Below are 18,015 nucleotides of genomic sequence, written 5' to 3' on the forward strand. Positions count from 1 at the left end.
TGCTTTGAGTCGCAGAGCAGCGACCGGGCAACTTCGAACCGCTTCCTGGACCCGCGATTCATTATCAGTGCTGACCTGCGGCTCCAGTACCGCCAGCGCGCCTTCATCATCAAGCTCGAAGTAAGCCGGTGCCGCAACTTCGCACATGCCGTGTCCTTCGCATTTGACACGATCCAGTACGATCCGCTTCATTCGACCGCCTGCCCAGCGTTGGTGCCGGTCACTGAAGGCATTTCCCCCACAAGTTGGGCCCATACTTCCTTCGGGCGCCTCAGAAGCAGCCCATCGCACTTCTCCCACGCCGCTCGACGGCCAGCAGCCATGCGCGGATAATGATCCATGAGGGTGTCGATCGCCATATACGCCTCCATGCGGGCTAGCGGCGCCCCGAGGCAACTGTGAATACCGCGCCCAAAGGCGATATGTTGCACAGCAATCAGTCGGGTTATATCGAACTGACGAGCTGTCGGTCCCCAGGCAGCCTCGTCGTGATTGGCTGATTGGATGCTGAGGTATGCCTTATGACCCGCGGTCACAGGACACCCGCCGATGACGGTGTCCCGTACTACCGATCGGGTCATGAACTGCGCTGGCGAGTCGAATCGTAGAGACTCTTCGATTGCGCTTTTGAGCAACGATCGGTCGGCAACGACGCGCGCCCAGTCATCATGCTCCAAGAGTCGGTAGATGCAATTCGCAATCAACGCACGGGTTGTGTCCGTCGCAGCCGCGAAGAGCTGCCTCAAGTGCATGACGACCTCGAGGTCTTCCATCTCGCGCTCCCCCGGCGCAGCGAAACAAAGATTGTCCAGGACGTCGTCCCGGCGTTGCTCGGGATGTTCGCGTCGATCGCGCACCACCTGACCCATTAGTTCCATCAGTCTGTGGTATTCCGGCATACTCGTCTCGGGCGCAGGAACAGCCTCGACCAGCGCGTCCGCCAGGACCTCGACCTCGGACCAGTTCTCCTGGGGAAGGCCGATCATGGAGTACGTCACGGCCGACGGGATGTGCGATATGTAGTCCTTGTGGAGTTCCACCTCGCCGGCGGGCGGCAGCCCGTTCAGCGCCCTCGCTATGACTCGAGCGACGTGCGGACCGAGGGATCGCAGCTTCTTGGGAGCCATGCTCCGAAGAAGCCTCGACCGCAGTTCCGTATGCACTGGCGGGTCGAGGTTTGTAATACCAGGAAATAGATGATTCCGATCTTCGCGACCAATCGTGAAGTTCCCGCTGTTCGAAAAAGCCGCATTATCCTCAAACACCGCACGGACATCCGTATCAGAGGCCACGACAAACAGGACATCACTGACTGCGCTAACAGGGCACTCGCGACGCGCGGCTTCGAGAGCGTCGTCGGGATCGGCCAAGTGACCCGCATCGTGTGGGGTAAACGGAGTCACATTCATACCCACAGCTCTTGCTCCCTGTTCCCGAGGAGTCGGGCCGAGCCCTTGCAGACAAGGATCATCGGCTTGATCGGATGTTGGTGGACGTCCAGTTGCTGCGGTTCATCGATGGAGAGTTGTTCGGTCACGTGTGTTCACCTTCTTGTGAATGCGAATGGGACAGAGGGGAATCAGGGAGTGGTACGTTGAGCGTTCCGTTGGAGAGCGGCAAGCAACTTCGCGTTCTCGGACGGGGATCCGATAGAGATCCGCAGATGGTTGTGCCAACCTTCTGGCTCGGGTGTCACGGCGATATGAGCATCGTGCAGTTTCGCCGTCACGAAGTCTTGGTCAGCGATCCGAATGGAAATGAATCCGGCGTCTGCAAAGACGTCGAGCACATCAGGACACTCCATGAGGTTTTTCGCCAACCGATCGCGTTCTGCCACGCAGGCATCGATCCTGGACGCGAGTTGTTCGGGTTTGGTCAATTCCGCTGTGGCAGCCTCGGCGACTAGGCTCGGGATGGGGAAGGGCGGTCGAACCTTACGTACTGCGTCAAGGATGGCAGGTGCTCCGAGTAAAGCTCCGAGCCGCAAATTTGCCATGCCCAAGCCCTTTGACATCGACCGCACCGAGATCAGGCTGGGGTGGGAGTCCAGCTTGTGGCGGTGTGAAGGTCGAGCGGTGAACTCGGAATAGGTCTCATCGATGATTACGACCCCGTCAAAGCGATCCAGCAAGCAGTCCAGGTCGTCGGCGTCCAGACAGGTACTGGTTGGGTTGTTGGGGTCACAAAGGAAAACCCCTTTCACCGGAAGCGACAGCAAGCGGTCGATATCTAATCGGTCATACCGCGCCCCTCCGAGTGGCACACGATATTGTGCAACGTTGTGCAGTGTTGCGAGTCGCTCGAAGAAGCCAAAGCTCGGCCAAGTGACCGCCACGGCATCCTTCCCTGGTTCAAAAAGCGCCCGCAGTACGAGATCAAGCGCTTCCGTGGCACCACGAGTGATCACCGCATCCGCTTCTGAGGGATGGCGTCCGTTGCTTTCGGTGGTGATGTCGCCCGTCTGTTGAAAAGTGGTTGGATCGAGAATTTCCAGTGCGCTCAGATACAAGGGGGCAAGGAAATCTGGTGAGTGCTCAGGGTAGCGGCGATACTGTCCACCGAAAGGATTCTCATTGAATCGAAGGTTGATAAATCCAGAGTTTTCAGGGCGTTCTCCCGAAGGGCCCGGCAATCCCCAGGGCTGAATGCATTCTCGCACTGGTCCGACACCTTTACGAGGAGGGGCTACACTACCGTAGCCTGTGCAGGTTTCTGGTGATAAGCACGCGCTGCATGGAGGTAAAGACGCAAGTCAGCTAAACCGTCCGAGGCGGTAAGACCCTGGAGAGGCATGACGATGTCCGGAGGCAGAGCAACGAGCTCATCCAACTGTTCGTGAACTCGCCGAGCCCTCTGCTTCGAGTGTTGAGCGACCGTTTCGCTGTCGAGCCAAAAGGGGAGGCTCAGGCCGTATTCGTAGGAGCCATCCACTTCGTGCGCAGTGAATTCCGCGATGGCTTCCTCGACGGTCATTGTCTGGATCGGCGGGCGCTTCGGAGTGAACCAGTCGAAGCCTGGGTTGGTGGTGACCTGGTTCAGGACAGTATCGGTGACGTGGCGGGCGATGACCGGTGAGCAGTGGAAGCCGTCCCGATAGGTTCCGGTGGCGAAGTGGAGCCCACGGAGGCTGCTCTCACCGATCATGGGGAAGCAGTCCAGGGGCATCGGGCGCGCTCCGTGCAGCCAGTGGGTGATGTGCGAGGACGCGATCTTCTGGTCGATCTGCTCGCACATCTGGTACAGGAACGCCTGGCAGTCGCCGAGCCCGGGCCCGTGTGCCGGATCGAGAGTAACCATGTTGTTGGCGCCGAGATACTGCCGACCTTCTCCGGCCAAGGGCACGAGGTGCAGGCCGCATGATCCAGCGCGAATGGGTGTGCGCAGTACCTCGCGGGCGGTGTGGGGGGCAGTGCGCTGGGTGAGCAGAGCCAGACCGTTGCCGTGCAGCATGGGTGGGGTCTCGCCGGGAGGCAGGACGCTGTCGGCGAGAGCGCTGCTCGTACTTCCCGCCGCGAGGATGACGGTGCCGGCACTGAGCGTGCTGCCATCGGCGAACTGCACGCCGGCGACTGTGTCCGCGTCGGCTAGGAGGGCCTGTACCGTGGTGGGAACAATGTGGACGCCGTGACGGCGTGCTGCCGCCTCCAGTGCGGCGAGGACGGCCCGCGCGTCGATAGCACCTTCGCGATGCAGGTGCACGGCCTGAGAGGGGCGTGCACCGGGGCTGGGCTCCAGACCCTCGATGTCCTGGGGGTCGACCTGCTCGTGCGGCTCGTTGTACTCGATGAGCGCTGTGCGCATGGCCTGGAAGTTATCCTGGGCGATGTGCCCCGACCTGCTGCTGAGCAGCACGAACGTGCCCCCTGTTCGCGAGGTGCGCAGCGCCGCGGCGTCGTCCCCGACGTCGTCGCAGAGTCTGTCCAGCCACGCGGGCCACTCGTCGAGCGCTTGGCGTGCGATGGCGAATTTGGCTTCGGCAGCGGGATGTTGATGGGTGTACTTTGTCACTTCGGCGAAGCAATTCAGCATCGCGCCAGCTGCCATGGATGCTGCGAGGGTCCGTCCCGGAGGGCCGATTACCGCAATTTTGATCTTCGGTGCCCGGCGTGCGATTTCTACGGCGATCGACAGTCCAAGTACGCCGTTCCCTACGACGGCGATATCCATACTATGTTGAGCGACCATGAGGCATCTCCCGGAAATAATAGAACGACAGAATCAATAGTGGTAGAACATCAGAATCAAACTGCCCCGAAAGGCGCCTCAACGCTGCACGCATCGAACCCGTCCAGGTCGCGCAACTCACTCGCCAGTCCGGTCGCAACTATTTGAAAGATGTCATTGCGGGTACTACAGTCGTTACCCGTCGGAAGGGTCGAGTGCTTGGTCTGCTGCGACGAAGATGGGCGGCAGCACTTGTTCACCAGGGCCGGGCATGCCCAGCCGGCTCACCGCACGACAACTACCGAACAGATCGAGGGATCATCCACGCGACTCATTCTCTGCGGACGGGATACCTCTGCCGCCATCTCGCGCTGGGGACTGGGCTGAGACCTTCCGTGCACCGATGGTATGTCGACTTGCCCCGTCAGGCAGAGACGAACTCTCGTCTCTGCCCCGAGGGCAGCAATGTGGAGTCGAGTACATCCCGGACCGCGACGAGAGACTGCAGCCCAGCCAGCAGACCCGCAAGAAGTTCCCGATTTGAACACAATTTCGAACGAGGACTCCGTGAGGGGATGTCATCCGGAAACTGCGGCCCCATTCCGGAAGTCAATAGAATAACCATGTTGTACCGTTTCGCCGGATTGATTTTCACGATGAATCGCAACTGCTAGACCCAATCGCGCCTACACCGAATATAGTGTCAGATTATTTTTCCGTATGCTTCTCATCCAGTGCCCACTTTTTTGTCGGTCCGTGCCACGTCACCGGAGTCGGCGGTGGTTCCGGCTATCGAGGGTGGACAACGCGGTAGCCTGGTACTCCCCGGGGTGACGCACCAAAGACCGCGCGGAGCATTCAACTGAACTTCGTGGCATCGACTATCCCCCAGCGCTCCGCGATCGCGCTGATCGACTGGTGACGAAACCTTGGATTGGCCGGTACGCGCCGGGTACACCCTTCAGCCGTCGCCCTTCTGATCGGGTCGGTAACCGTGAGGGCCCTTCACTCGGACAGGCGATGCGACAGGCGGACCGAAGCGCTGTGCGCAGTGGTGATCGTCGCAGAAGTCATCCCGGGATCAGCCGCGTTCGCCTCGACGAAACGCCGAATCCTGGCGATCGGCACCGACATCCGGCCGCTGGACCTGGCCCGTCCTCGTCGTGTTACGCCAGCCCACCCGTAAGCGGCAAGGTGCTGGTTGCGCGTCGTGCAAGCACCACCACAGCAGGCGGTACCGATATGATTGCCGGCACTTCGAGACGTTGCCAATTCCGTTGTCGCCCAGCACCCCGACTCGGCTCGGGGATATTTCACGCGGCGTCATCTTGTACCAGCGGCACGCACTCGACCAACCGGATTGATGGCAATCAATCAGCAACTCTTGGGGTGGCGGCTCGATCGTTATCTGGAAAGCGGCTCCCCAGATGCGCAGTGACGGACTGTGTGCACCGTCAATCGACGAGTGCCCAGATGAGTGACCACGTGGCTGCCGCATCGAGAGAAGGCATCACACTATCCGAACCATCAAGTTGGAGTGCGCAATTCGATGCTTACTCCATTTTCGATACCTGACTTCGGTAAGCTTGCCGAAACCGTCGGAACCGGCTAGCCTTACCGCTGTAACGAGACTTCGCTAGCCAGGCGTCGACCTGCGGCAGTCCGAACCGACCGGCCGAAGTCGTCCGATGGGCCGTGATATGTCACCTGCGACAATACTCTGGTAATGCGACAGCAAACACACGACACCCCGCATGCGGCATCCAGAAGACGGCGGCGAACGCGGATCATCAGCACGGTGGGTGCGACATGATCTATCCGCAGGTGCGGAGCGAAAGGGAAATCGGGTATTTATGGGATTTTCCGAAGGTCCCACCGATCGCAAGTTTGCAGACCCATACCAAAACCAAAATTCTGCCGCCCCTTTCGGGACCAACATAGCGAGATGTGATGAGATTCGATAACACTTCGCAAGAGTATGACGAGCTTTGCACCGTCATCGAAAGTAACGATGTGGATGAGTGGCGCGAAAAGACAGAACGATTGTTCGGGCCGCTGTATTGCAATAGCCATGCAGCGGCCAGGCAGAAATTCCGTGTCGTCGCCCGCCGTGCAGATGCGAATCTGAATATCAGCATGCTGTCGAGCCCTGTCGAGGTTGAGCGGCAGCGAAAGCATCGAGACGTGCATGAGATGCAGTCATGGAAGATATGCTATGTTATTCGCGGAGTTACAATAGTAGAGCAGGGACACGGGATGACTACCCTTAACGCTGGGGATATGTGCGTCTACGATATGGACGGCGAATACAGTCTACACTCCCCCGGGGGGACAAGTCTCGCATTATTAATCGTTCCCAAGGAAACGCTCTGCTTGCCTATCGGGCAGGTTCACCGGATAACCGGGAGGAAAATTACCGGGAAGTCTGATATTACGAGCTCCCTCGCCACACTGTTGCGCTCAATTGCGAAAGATCTCGAGCAGTTCGACGAAATATCGCTTTTCTGCGTAAACCGAGCTATCCGTCCGCTCCTCTCGGCCATACTACGCGAAAACTTGGGAGACGATTTTCAGCTCACCGGGACCAAAGTCGAACTCATCGCTACTGTTCGGTATTTCATCAGTAAAAACCTCGCCGACCCTGCACTCGATCCCGCATCAATCGCGGCGGCACTACACATGTCGGTACGAAATTTGCATCGAATATTCAACGAGGCAGATACCAGCATCTCCCGAGAAATACGGACCCAGCGCCTTCGCCGATTCGCGGAATGCCTCCGTAACCCGACCTTGCGCAATGAGAATATCGGCGTTCTAGCATCCCAGTGGGGGATTTTCGGCGCGTCGAAGTTATCGCGTCAATTCAGAATGGAATATGGCATGTCGCCTAGAGAGTATCGAGAAATGCACCGCAGCTGAACAAGATTTCCCGATGATTCTTTGCTCTGCCTGTATACCGTCCTGCTACGAAGCCCTGTCAATCCCCTCGAAGTGTGGAGGCTCCTTTATGCAGCCTGGTCTCCTGACAGGGCCGCTGCCGAGGCCGCTCGGACGGCGGCCATGTGGGTCTCGTAGTTGATGGGTGACACTCCGCCGCACAGGCTGTGGCGGCGGGTCGGGTTGTAGAAGCTGGTGATCCAGGTGACGATCCGCAGCGCGGCTTCGGCGCGGGTGCGGAAGCGGTGCCAGTTCACGAACTCGACCTTCAGGGTGGAGTTGAACGATTCGGCGGGGGAGTTGTCCACTTACTGTCGGGAGTCAACGAGCGACGCGCCAACAACCAATGCCCGCGCCCGCGTTTCCAGGTCCCGTCGATCTGCCGGTACGCCCAGTCGTATTCGCGTGGCCCGTGCGCGCCGGCGCCGACCGACAACCGCTGCCACCGGCTCGCGGGCAGCTCCGCGATCAGTGTCTCGGCGCGCGCGGTGCGGTCGGCGCGGGTGGTCAGCGCGTGGTCACAGCGGGTGGCCATCACATACGACACACCGTGACCCTCGAGCCACTCGCGCAGGTACCCGGCCTGACCATAGGCCTCGTCGGCGGTGAACCACGAAAACGGCACCCCCGCCGCCAGCGCCCGTTCGAGCATGGCGATGGCCTGACGCGGCTTGGTCGCGAACTCGACCTCGTCGGGGATACCCGCGTCCCGGCACCGGTCGCGGTCATCGATCCAGGACTGCGGAACATACAGCTCTCGGTCGATCAGCGCATGCCCGCGTGGCGATGCATAGGCCAGGAACGTGCCGATCTGACAATTCTCGGTGCGCCCGGCCGTGCCCGAGTACTGCCGCTGCACCCCTGCCGAACGCCTGCCCTTCTTGAGGAAACCCGTTTCGTCGCAGATCAACACCCCCTCGGGATCACCCAGATGCTCGACCACATACGCGCGCACGTCGTCGCGGACCCCGTCCACATCCCACCCACCCGTACGCAACAGCCGCTGAATCCCATCCGGGCACACCGCACCGGCATGCTCGGACACCGTCCACCCGTTCTTGCGCTCCAGACCCGCCACCAGGCCCGACACATACTCCCGCGCCCGCGCCCGCGGCTCCACACGCCCGAACCGGCCCCCGATCCGCGACATCAACGAATCCAACTCGGCCACAACACGATCCAACACCACACGCAAGATCTACCAGAACCCCACCACCGAAACGCCGTTGCAGTACTAGTACTCCAGCCGCACTTAGTTATGTAATCGGTGTCGCCGCTGGTAGTGGGCTTGTTTGGCGCGGTATTGGTGGCGTCGGCGCCAGATCGACCATCGCCAGATGGTCGGGCGGGGGAAGTTGCGGGTGATCACGTGTGCCAGAAGACGGCGGATTTCGCCGAGGGTGAGCGAGATGAGGCCGCTGCCAATGCTTTTGGGGCGATAGCGGCGGTGACGGCGAGGTAGGTGTGTGCGAGCATGGCCAAGGTGATGTGGCGGTACCAGGCGTCGTAGCGGCGGACCTGGTAGTGGTCGAGTCCGACCTCGGTTTTCGCGGTCTGGAAGCAGTCCTCCACGGCCCATCGGGAGCCGGCGACCCTAATGAGGGTGTCGTCGCTGGTGCCGGTGGGTGCGTAGCACATGTAGTAGGCGATCTCCAGCTCGCCTTTGCTGTTCGGGGTCAGCGCGCGGCGCGCCAGCAGCCAGCGGCTCCAGCCCGCCGTGGTGGTCCACTCGTAGACCGGTAGTGAGGCTACCGCCCAGTCGAACATGCGTGGCCCCTTGGCGCCGGCACCGCAGGACAGGCGTTTCCATGCCTCCGAAGGAGCTTGTGCGACAAGGTGATCCGCACGCGTGCAGCCGTCGGTGATCGGGATGGTCTGACTGCGCGGCACAGCCACCACATACCCGATGCGACGGCCTTCGAGCCAGGTCCGGAATTTGTAGTCCCCGCCGTATGCCTCGTCGGCGGTCACCCATCGGGCCGGGACTCCGGCATCGAGGGCTCGGGCGAGCATCGCCTTGGCCAGGGTGGCCTTGGTGGCGAACTCCACGTTATCGGGAATGTTCGCTTCGGTGCAGCGGTTGCGGTCCTCGGTCCACGACTTGGGCAGATACAACTCGCGGTCGATCAGAGTGCGGCCCTTCACGCTCGTATACGCGCAGAAGACACCCAGTTGACAGTTCTCGATCCGGCCTGCGGTTCCGGAGTATTGTCGTTGCACCCCAGCAGATTTCACTCCCTTCTTCAAGAAACCGGTCTCGTCCACCACCAGCACACCGTCCGGGTCGCCCAGATGCTCCACCGCATAGGCGCGCACGTCATCACGCACCCCGTCCACATCCCACGCCGCCTTATTCAGCAACCGCTGCATCCCATCCGGGGTGAGATCACCCGCCGCTTCCGCAAGCGTCCAGCCATTCTTCCCCGCCAACGGCGCCAGCAACCCCCGCACATACGCCCGCGCCCGCAATCGCGGCTCGGCACGATAGAACCGGCCCGCCACCAGCCCAAACAGATCATCCAGCCCCGCGACCCACGCAACCAGATCCTCATCGATCGACACGACCAAAGAGCCTACCGCACAACATAACTAAGTGCTGCTGGAGTACTAGCCGGACACTGCCTCGGTGCCCCCAACCGATTCAGCGATCTCGTCGGCCCCTCGGTCCGCGCGACCGAGAGCTTGGTAGCGCCGCGGCCGGGCGTAACGGAAGAAGACGGCCAAGAGCGAACCCGCGAGCAGTGTGCCGATGAGGATGGCGACCATCCACAGGTTCTGCCCCGGGCTTCCTCCGACGACCAGATCGAAACGCTTCATAGCGAACACCACGATGACGGCGATGAGGAGGAAGGCCAGAATCGGTGCTACCCAAACCTTCCACTTGCTTTCCGCGGAAGGCACGCCATTACGCACGAACCAGACGAAGACCGCAAGGCTCACCAGCGCCATCAAAATCATGACACCGGTCGACCCGAGGCCGCCCAGTGCACCGTAGAGCACACCCGTATCCGTGCCGGCGAGCACAAAAGGCACGAGTGCCAGCACCACGATTACCGCCGAGGCGACCGATGCCCGGTAGGGCGAAAGGTGCCGTTTGTGCACGGCGGCGAAATAGAACGGGATCGCCCGGTCCGAGGCGAGATTATGGATATAGCGCGCGATCACATTGTGCGTCGACAGCAATGCGGCGATCGAGGACGTCGTCACGAGCACCATCGACACCTTCGAGAACCCGTTCGATATGAAACGATCGACCGCCAGGTTGAACATATTCGAAGGATTCTTCTGAGCGACACTCAATGCGCTCGAACCGTAGGCAGAAATAAGAGCGTAACAGGACAGGCAGTAGAAAATACCGATGAAGATCACTGACAAGTAGGTCGCGCGGGGAATAGTCCTGCTTGGCTGGCGCACCTCGTCCCGATACAGTGCAGTCGCTTCGAACCCGATGAAGTTCATGAACGCGAACAGGAGCGCTACGAACAGGTCGCCGTGGGAGAAATGCATCGGATTGAAGGGCTCTGTCGACAAACCTTGGGCACCTCCCTTTCCGAGGGTCGGAATGTTGAAGATCATCACCAGTACGACCTCGAACACCATGACCACGCTCAGCACCTTGGCCGACAGTTCGACGTGGAAGTAGCCGAGCACGCTGACGACCGCCCAGGACGCCAGCGACCAGACCCACCACGGAGTGGACGGACCGCCGAAGTTCTCGATCAGCGAACTGAGGGTGACACCTGTGAAACAGTAGAGTCCGGCCATGATCATCATGTAGGAGATGACGGCCAAGAACGCTGCCCCCAGCCCGGGAACTCGCCCCAGACCCGTCGAGATATACGCGTAGAACGCACCCGGACGAGGGATGTGTTTGGTCATGACGGTGAAGCCGACCGCGAAGACGAGGAGAATAACGGTGGCTAGCAGGTAAGCGAGTGGCGCTTGCGGACCAGCGAAGCTGATTGTAAACGCGATGTAACCCGAGACCGTCACGATGGGGGCTGAGAACGCCAAGACGCTCAACACGAGCGGGGTGACACCGAGCTTTCCCGACAAGCGTGTCGGCCCCGTGTCCGAACTCGACGCCGGGTCGGGCGTTGCAGGAGGAGACTCTATCGTCATCGTTGGTTCCTAGATTTTTCTGCGGGATACCTGTAGATCCAGCCCGCACACAGGCAATCCACAAGTACTGACAAAGCATACGGCACCGGGCCGGGGACTGATCTAACCCGCACATTCGGTCCAAGGTCCTGACTCACTCATATAAATGAATTCAGACACTCGATCGCTAGGGTGTGATCTGCGTCGCATGCTTCGAGTCAGTGTATGATGCGTGGTCACGGACCAGAGTGTTCCATTTTGATACGTCCATTACCGTGACGTACTCGGATTCGGGGTCGCAGCGCTGAGATCCGCCCGATGCACCATTCGCACGACGAAATCGAGGGCGCCGCAATGCGGCGCCCTCGAACAGATTCCGTGACTCAACCGGTCTATGCGGGATGTGGAATCTTGTCGTCCCGAACTCCTGCTTGCACCGCGGCGTCCCTGATCTTCTCCCAGGCGCCGACGCTGATGGAAAAGCCGCTTTCATGCGTATTCCGGTTCCGCCGCTCGACATCGCCGGGTGCGAGGACCCCGGCAATTCCCGCGGCGGGCGGCACCGCATGAATCGACTCGCGCAGTGCCTCCGCATCGTCGAGCACGTCGGAGAGATCGCGGAACGCGTCCGCCGCGATGGCAACGAGGAATAATCCCTGATCACGGAAGATGGCACTGCCGCCGCCGTCACTGAGTGCTGCTGATCCGAGCAATACTCTTCCCAGCAATTCGATCAGCACAGCCAGCCCGAAGCCCTTGTGATCGCCGAATGTGCGCATGGCTCCGCCGTCTTCCAGCGCATTCGGATCATCGGTCGGGTAACCATTCCGGTCGACCAGGCTCTGCGTCGGCATACGCTCACCTGCCATCGCCGCGACCATGATCTTGCCGATCGGTGCCGATGCCGTGGAGAAATCCACCACGAGAGGAGCTCCGGAGCTGGTGGGAAAGCCCGCCGCGACCGGATTGGATCCCAGTAATCCCTGTCGCCCGCCGTACGGTGCGACCAGACGCTTGCCGCCCATCCCCCCGACGAAGGCGAGAGCCACGCAATTGGCACGGCATGCACGCTCCATATACGCACCGAGCCGGCCGAGATGGGTGCTTCGGACGAGACCCGCCATGCTGATCGCCCGGGTGCGGGCCTGTTCGCATGCCAGATCAATGGCCATGCGGGCAGCGACATGGGAGAACCCCCAGTTTGCGCTCACCACCGGCGAAGATCCGTCGAAAATCACCTGTGGTCTCGCATCCGGGATCACCACACCGCGATCGACGAAATCGACATACGAAGGCAGACGGCTGATTCCGTGGGAGGAGTGCCCGACACAATCGGCCTCCACCAGGTGCTCAGCGACTTCTCCGGCCATGTCGTGCGGGGTTCCGATAGCGCTGAGAACGGCGGTAGCCAGATCGGTGGCTTCCCGAATCGTCAAATGGACCTTGTCGGCCACGTCGATAACTCCTTCGGTGAGCGCTGGGAGGCGCTTGCTTCCTTCATGCGGAAAATGGAAGACGCTCGATCTCGGGAAACGGTTCTCGATCCTCGCTCCGCTCCGACCGTACGGCGCCGAGGTCTGCGAGGATCCACTCTGCGATGACCGAGGTACCGCCCGTGGGGTCCACGGCCTCATGCGAGCGGCACATGCCCGAGGCGCCGGGTGCACGGAGGTAGACGACTAAGCCACTACCTTGGGCGGCGAACCTTCCCAACACGTCTTCGAGCTTGTTTGCGCACTCACACGCGTTCGATCGCAAGACATCACCCATGACGCACTCGTTGTGTACATAGACCGGCGTCATCGCGGTAACTCGATCGACCGGCCCTGCCACCAGCGCGACGTGTTCCCCGCCGTCTCGACCGACGTACCCGATCGCCCGAAACCGACCGTGCACCGTGGGTAACGACGTCGATGCACCACGACGAACCTGAGGCTCCGTACGCTCGCGATAACTGATCAGATCCCTGATGGAGATCATTATCAAGTCGTGCTCGGCCGCGAACCGCTGTAGTTCCGGGCCTGGGGCCATCTCGCCGGGCCGGTCCGCCGAAACTATTTCGCACAGGGCCCCCGCCGGCGGCAATCCCGCAAGACGGGCCAGGTCGACTGCGGCCTCCGTATGTCCGTTGCGGGTCAGAACTCCGCCTTCTCTCGCCCGCAGCGGAACCACGTGCCCCGGCCGCACGAGATCGGCAGCAGTCGTTTCCGGCGCGGCCAACGCCGCGATCGTCCGGGCACGCGACTGTGCCGAGATACCGGTGCCGGTGCCCTGCAGGTCCACGGTGACGCAATAAGCAGTCCGGAATCGATCCTCGTTCTCATGACACATCGGGGGCAGACCGAGACGCGTGCACTCGGACTCCGGCAGTGCCACACAGATGAATCCCGAAGTATGCCGCACCATGAAGGCCACCAGGCCGGTCGTCGCATGGGTGGCGGCGAAGATCAGGTCACCCTCGTTCTCCCGGTCGGCGTCGTCTGTGACGATCACCGGCCGTCCCGCGGCGATCGCCGAGACGGCTGCACGGACTCGTGCTGCAGCGTCGTCCTGTCGAAACAGCGTCATCCTGGCCCGGCCTCACATCGTAGCCAGGCGCCGGAAACGGCTGCCGTGGAAGATCAGCGGCGAAGACACCGGATCGGCGAAAGTGCCGTGCACGTTCAGGATGACGATGTCGTGGTCACCGCAGGGGATCTCCGCGCGAACGGTGCAGTCCAGCCAGAGCGAAGAATCGTCGATGAATATGCTGCCATCGGCGGCCACTGTCCGGCTGGTGCCATCGAAACGGTCACCGACCTTGCTGGCGAGGCGCTTGCAGATCGCATCCTGCCCCTCGGCCAGAACACTCAGCCCCAGACGACGAGCCCGACGCAGTTTCGGCCACGTCGTCGAGGTGTGCTGAATGCACACCGATACCAGTGCCGGATCCATGGACACCGAGGTGAACGAACTCGCTGCCAGCCCCACCGGCACCCCGTCGATCTCGGCGCAGACCGCTGCCACCCCGGACGGGAAACACCCGAAGGCGCGGCGCAACTGGTCGTCGGCTGTCACCGGCTCGATCACACGCATCGGTGACCTCCTTCTCTGATGTGGATATCGCTGGGCGCTCGCCCGAAATAAACGGTAACGAAACATGATTGGGGCGAAGTGTTCCAAAATCTTCCATCCGGCACCGCTCCCCGTCCCCTGTAAAGCCAGGTCAGGACTCTGTGCGCACGGTGTTCGTCAGAGAACCAACCCCGTCGATCTCGACGGATATCCGACGTCCGTCCTCGAGGAAGATAGGGGGACCCGCTTCATGCCGACACCTCCCGGAGTACCGGTGAGAATCACGTCGCCAGGCAACAGGGTCGCGAACTCCGAGATGGTCGAAATCAACGTCGGGATATCGAAGATCAACTGAGATGTATTGGCATCCTGGAGCTTCTGCCCATCGAGTGCCGCGCGTATACCTACGGCAGTGACGTCGACTTCGTCGGGACGGACCAGATAGGGGCCCAACGGAGTGGACCGGTCCCATGCCTTGCCCTGCAGCCACTGATGGGACTTTCTCTGGTAGTCGCGCATCGAGATGTCGTTCGCGACTGTGTACCCAAGTACGTGGTCGAGTGCATTCTCACGCGAAATGCGGCGCCCCCGACGCCCGATGATCACGGCCAATTCGGCCTCGTAATCGACCTCCATCGACTCGCGGGGCAAGAGGATGTCGTCGTTCGGCCCGACGAGCGACGAAGCGAATTTGGTGAACATCACCGGGTAGGTCGGCAACTCACGGCCGGTCTCGCCGACATGCGCGTGGTAGTTCAAGCCGATACAGATGATCTTGTCCGGGGCCGGGATCACCGGGCACAGCCGCACATCGGACACCGCAACCGACTCCTCCGGTCGCAACGCCGCAGCGGTCAACACATCGTCCGGGGTGGCGCGTCCGAGCTCCGCCAGACCCGTCAGCGGCACAAGTCGATCGCCGTCTCCGCCGTGCTCGACCAGGCCGACATGTCGGCTGTCCTGGTACTCGTATGTTGCATACGCCATCGAGCTGTCTACTTTCTCGAATCATCGTTGTAGTCCGACGCTTTGGTGGGCGCCGCGAGGCCGCTCGGTCCAGCTCAGACCTGCAAGGACTTGTAGGTCAGGAACTCCTCGATGCCGAACCGGCCGCCCTCTCGACCGTGGCCCGACTGTTTGAATCCGCCGAACGGGGCTCGCGGGTTGTAGGCGCCCCCGTTGATCGCGACCTGACCACTGCGCAGCCGGCGGGCCACTCGATGCGCTCGGGACGCATCCGCTGACCAGACAGCGCCGGCAAGTCCGTAATCTGTACCGTTCGCGATTCGGATCGCATCCTCTTCGTCATCGAACCCGATGATCACCGCGACCGGGCCGAAGATCTCCTCCTGCGCGATCAGCATGTCCTCGGATACGTCCGAGAACACGGTCGGCGCCACGAAGTAGCCCCGCTCGAGTCCCTCCGGCCGGTCGGCACCACCGTGGACGAGGCGCGCGCCCTCCTCGATCCCCTTGTCGATGAGCGATCGCACACGCCGGAACTGGTCTTCGCTCGCGAGAGGCCCCAACGTAGACCCTTCGCCGAACGGACGCCCGGGGCGGTATTCGGCAGCCGCGGCGGCAGCGATCCACTCCGCCTCGGCCAGCCTCGATCGCGGCACGAGCAAACGCGTGAGGGCATTGCAGGTCTGACCCGCATTCTGATAGCACTTCGACAAAGTGACCGTGATCGCCTGTTCCAGGTCCGCGTCGTCCAGCACGACTGCGGCCGATTTGCCACCGAGTTCCATCGCCAATGGCTTCACCCGGGCAGCTGCGATCTCGGAAATTCTCCTGCCGGCCCGGGTCGACCCGGTGAAGGAGATCATGTCGATCCCAGGATGAGCGACCAGCGCCTCGCCGACTGTCCCGCCCTCACCGGTGACGATGTTCACGACCCCGGGCGGGAGCCCCAGTACGTCGAGCACCTCGGCCAGGAGGAACACGCTGAACGGCGCGACCTCCGACGGTTTGACCACCACCGTGCACCCAGCACAGAGGGCGCCCGCCACCTTCGCCGTGACCTGATGCAGTGGGTAGTTCCACGGCGTGATCGCACCGACTACACCGATGGGTTCCCGGAGGACAATCGAGTTATCGATCTTCTCCTCCCAGGTGATCTCGGAGATCGCCTGGGGCATCACGGCGAAGTCACCGATTCCCAATTTGACCTGAATCGCGCGGGACTGCGCAAGCGGCATACCGATCTCACGGGCGATGAGTTCAGCGAAATCGTCCGCACGCGCAGTGACCGCATCTGCGATTCGCTGCGCCCATACGGCCCGCTCCTCCGGACTGGTCTGCGACCAGGACCCGAAGGCTTCCCGCGCTGCACGGACTGCACGTTCCACATCCTCGGCGGTCCCGTTCGGCACGGAGCCGATAATGTTTTCCGTAGCGGGGTCTATGACGTCGATAACCTCCGACCCCGCCGATCGGATCCATTTCCCGCCGACGAAAATCTCCGTGCGGTGCATGACATCGTTACAGGAATTCGTCATCCGGATTCTCCGAGTTAGCTTGGTGTGCAGCAGATTTCAGCATGGGGCGATCGAGCCGCAGCTAGCGTGGAACAGGTGGCTGGAGCGACGAAAGCGGCTCGGTTTTGTGCTTGAGGTCTTTGATTCGCGGCAGAACCTCGGTGCCCAGGAGTTCCAGATTGCGCCGGTAGGCTTCCGGCTGGTCCAGATAGTCGAAGGTGAAGGCGATCAAGGTACCGAAACCGCCAGACACCTCGATGTCACGTTCGAGCTTCTTCGCCACCGTATCCGGCGAACCGATGAGCCAGTGGTTCTCCGCGAAATATTCCAGCGGCAGCGTCTTCGGGTCGTGCTCGTCGAGCTCGGGAGCCATGAGAGGCAGCATCCCGGAGCGCGCGTAGGACGGGAACGTCCATTCGCGGTACGTCCGGCCCAGCGCACCGTTGAGAGCCAGTTCCATCGCCTCTTCATCGGTGTCGGCGACGAGAACCGTGTGCGCCACGCGCCACTGATTACGATCGGGAGTGTTACCCACGCTTTCGGCGCCCTCGACGTACTTGTACCAATGCCCCGCCAGGTAGTCGCGGTTCACCGCGAAGCTCATCGGAAGGCAGCCCTGGATGCCGGCCTGCTTCAGCGTGCCGGAGTTGGGACTCAGACCAGCCATAGCCAAAGGCGGGTGCGGGTCCTGGTAGGGCTTGAGGAACGGACCGCTGTGTCCCTCGTCATAGGCTGGGATATCGAGTGTCCAGTACTTGCCCTCGTATCGCACTGGGCCTTCGGCTCCCCACACCGCGCGCAGGATCTTGACGGCTTCGACCATCCTTTCCTGAGGCTCGGTGTTGCCGTGAATCTCGCGGTCTTCACGGGTCGCACCCGCACCGAGACCCACCATCAAGCGCCCCCGGGACATGTGGTCGAACTGCATCAGCCGATGTGCCAGTGCAATCGGGTTGTGGTTGGCCGGAATATTCGCACCGGTCGCCAACTTGATGTTGGTGGTCTGCTGGATCGCAGCCGCCAGATACAGCTCCGGGCTGGGAACCGGCTCCCACCGCTGCGTGGTGTGCTCGCCGACCCATACTTCGGAAAGCCCGTATTCGTCAGCCCAGCGGATAACCTGCATATCCCAATCGAAGCCGTCCTGCAAACTCGTCTCAGGTAGCCGGAACGGCACCATGAACAGCCCAATATCCACTTCGATCCTCCTTACACGGAACCCTCGGTATTTCGAAGGCCTTTTCAACAGTTTCGCTTTTCTCGCGCTCGCCCGAGTGTT

The 18,015-nt window shown here is 61.4% G+C and carries 15 protein-coding genes and 1 pseudogene; 1 reads left to right on the forward strand and 15 read right to left on the reverse strand.

Features of this window, described 5'->3' with window-relative positions; all coding sequences use genetic code 11:
• The 5 genes from NV1_RS35060 to NV1_RS35075 form a co-directional block, all read right to left on the reverse strand.
• Nucleotides 1–192 (reverse strand): ferredoxin (locus NV1_RS35060; protein ID WP_067901675.1); only part of this gene is annotated, 192 nt, incomplete at its 3' end.
• On the reverse strand, nucleotides 189–1,409 hold the full coding sequence (locus NV1_RS35065; RefSeq protein WP_084526244.1) for a cytochrome P450: 1,221 nt from the start codon (nucleotides 1,407–1,409) through the stop codon (nucleotides 189–191). The genes NV1_RS35060 and NV1_RS35065, both read right to left, overlap by 4 nt.
• Complete coding sequence (locus NV1_RS46515; protein WP_281181943.1) at nucleotides 1,406–1,537, reverse strand: hypothetical protein; 132 nt, start codon at nucleotides 1,535–1,537, stop codon at nucleotides 1,406–1,408. The genes NV1_RS35065 and NV1_RS46515 overlap by 4 nt, the downstream gene beginning before the upstream one ends.
• 42 nt (nucleotides 1,538–1,579) lie before the next feature.
• Nucleotides 1,580–2,659 carry an aminotransferase class I/II-fold pyridoxal phosphate-dependent enzyme gene (locus NV1_RS42775; protein WP_084526246.1) on the reverse strand — a complete coding sequence of 360 codons (1,080 nt, stop codon included), beginning with the start codon at nucleotides 2,657–2,659 and terminating at the stop codon, nucleotides 1,580–1,582.
• A gap of 26 nt (nucleotides 2,660–2,685) precedes the next feature.
• Nucleotides 2,686–4,167, reverse strand: a complete 1,482-nt coding sequence (locus NV1_RS35075; RefSeq protein ID WP_169813479.1) for an NAD(P)/FAD-dependent oxidoreductase — start codon at nucleotides 4,165–4,167, stop codon at nucleotides 2,686–2,688.
• 1,947 nt (nucleotides 4,168–6,114) lie between these two features.
• On the opposite strand from NV1_RS35075, the gene NV1_RS35080 reads away from it, so the two are divergent.
• The gene (locus NV1_RS35080; RefSeq protein WP_067901686.1) at nucleotides 6,115–7,083 is read left to right on the forward strand and encodes a helix-turn-helix domain-containing protein; all 969 of its coding nucleotides are present in this window, start codon (nucleotides 6,115–6,117) and stop codon (nucleotides 7,081–7,083) included.
• An 86-nt stretch (nucleotides 7,084–7,169) separates the two neighbouring features.
• Here the strand turns inward: NV1_RS35080 and NV1_RS35085 are convergent, their stop codons facing one another.
• The 10 genes and pseudogenes from NV1_RS35085 to NV1_RS35130 form a co-directional block, all read right to left on the reverse strand.
• Nucleotides 7,170–7,358, reverse strand: a complete 189-nt coding sequence (locus tag NV1_RS35085; RefSeq protein ID WP_169813480.1) for an IS3 family transposase — start codon at nucleotides 7,356–7,358, stop codon at nucleotides 7,170–7,172.
• A 20-nt stretch (nucleotides 7,359–7,378) separates the two neighbouring features.
• Nucleotides 7,379–8,290: pseudogene (locus NV1_RS35090) on the reverse strand (IS701 family transposase); the annotation flags it as partial.
• Between the two features lie 176 nt (nucleotides 8,291–8,466).
• On the reverse strand, nucleotides 8,467–9,657 hold the full coding sequence (locus NV1_RS35095; protein WP_157117581.1) for an IS701 family transposase: 1,191 nt from the start codon (nucleotides 9,655–9,657) through the stop codon (nucleotides 8,467–8,469).
• A gap of 51 nt (nucleotides 9,658–9,708) precedes the next feature.
• Nucleotides 9,709–11,223: an APC family permease gene (locus tag NV1_RS35100; protein WP_084526250.1), complete on the reverse strand. Its 1,515-nt coding sequence runs from the start codon at nucleotides 11,221–11,223 to the stop codon at nucleotides 9,709–9,711.
• 371 nt (nucleotides 11,224–11,594) lie between these two features.
• On the reverse strand, nucleotides 11,595–12,656 hold the full coding sequence (locus tag NV1_RS35105; RefSeq protein ID WP_067901699.1) for an Ldh family oxidoreductase: 1,062 nt from the start codon (nucleotides 12,654–12,656) through the stop codon (nucleotides 11,595–11,597).
• A gap of 43 nt (nucleotides 12,657–12,699) precedes the next feature.
• On the reverse strand, nucleotides 12,700–13,770 hold the full coding sequence (gene ribB / locus NV1_RS35110; RefSeq protein ID WP_067901702.1) for a 3,4-dihydroxy-2-butanone-4-phosphate synthase: 1,071 nt from the start codon (nucleotides 13,768–13,770) through the stop codon (nucleotides 12,700–12,702).
• 12 nt (nucleotides 13,771–13,782) lie between these two features.
• On the reverse strand, nucleotides 13,783–14,277 hold the full coding sequence (locus tag NV1_RS35115) for a flavin reductase family protein (RefSeq protein WP_067901705.1): 495 nt from the start codon (nucleotides 14,275–14,277) through the stop codon (nucleotides 13,783–13,785).
• Nucleotides 14,278–14,433: 156 nt separating this feature from the next.
• Nucleotides 14,434–15,243 carry a fumarylacetoacetate hydrolase family protein gene (locus NV1_RS35120; RefSeq protein ID WP_218027303.1) on the reverse strand — a complete coding sequence of 270 codons (810 nt, stop codon included), beginning with the start codon at nucleotides 15,241–15,243 and terminating at the stop codon, nucleotides 14,434–14,436.
• 74 nt (nucleotides 15,244–15,317) lie between these two features.
• Nucleotides 15,318–16,757: an aldehyde dehydrogenase family protein gene (locus NV1_RS35125; protein WP_157117571.1), complete on the reverse strand. Its 1,440-nt coding sequence runs from the start codon at nucleotides 16,755–16,757 to the stop codon at nucleotides 15,318–15,320.
• A gap of 61 nt (nucleotides 16,758–16,818) precedes the next feature.
• Complete coding sequence (locus NV1_RS35130) at nucleotides 16,819–17,934, reverse strand: LLM class flavin-dependent oxidoreductase (RefSeq protein WP_067901708.1); 1,116 nt, start codon at nucleotides 17,932–17,934, stop codon at nucleotides 16,819–16,821.
• Nucleotides 17,935–18,015 lie beyond the last annotated feature (81 nt).

This window comes from Nocardia vaccinii NBRC 15922 (assembly GCF_001613305.1).
In the GTDB taxonomy this organism is placed as follows: domain Bacteria; phylum Actinomycetota; class Actinomycetes; order Mycobacteriales; family Mycobacteriaceae; genus Nocardia; species Nocardia vaccinii.

What these genes read in the sequence shown, in the direction of transcription:
- NV1_RS35065 (WP_084526244.1), bottom strand. Translation starts at nt 1,409, where the DNA reads ATGAATGTGACTCCGTTTACCCCACACGATGCGGGTCACTTGGCCGAT.
- NV1_RS35075 (WP_169813479.1), bottom strand. Translation starts at nt 4,167, where the DNA reads ATGGATATCGCCGTCGTAGGGAACGGCGTACTTGGACTGTCGATCGCC.
- NV1_RS35080 (WP_067901686.1), top strand. Translation starts at nt 6,115, where the DNA reads ATGAGATTCGATAACACTTCGCAAGAGTATGACGAGCTTTGCACCGTC.
- NV1_RS35100 (WP_084526250.1), bottom strand. Translation starts at nt 11,223, where the DNA reads ATGACGATAGAGTCTCCTCCTGCAACGCCCGACCCGGCGTCGAGTTCG.
- ribB (WP_067901702.1), bottom strand. Translation starts at nt 13,770, where the DNA reads ATGACGCTGTTTCGACAGGACGACGCTGCAGCACGAGTCCGTGCAGCC.
- NV1_RS35115 (WP_067901705.1), bottom strand. Translation starts at nt 14,277, where the DNA reads ATGCGTGTGATCGAGCCGGTGACAGCCGACGACCAGTTGCGCCGCGCC.
- NV1_RS35120 (WP_218027303.1), bottom strand. Translation starts at nt 15,243, where the DNA reads ATGGCGTATGCAACATACGAGTACCAGGACAGCCGACATGTCGGCCTG.
- NV1_RS35125 (WP_157117571.1), bottom strand. Translation starts at nt 16,757, where the DNA reads ATGACGAATTCCTGTAACGATGTCATGCACCGCACGGAGATTTTCGTC.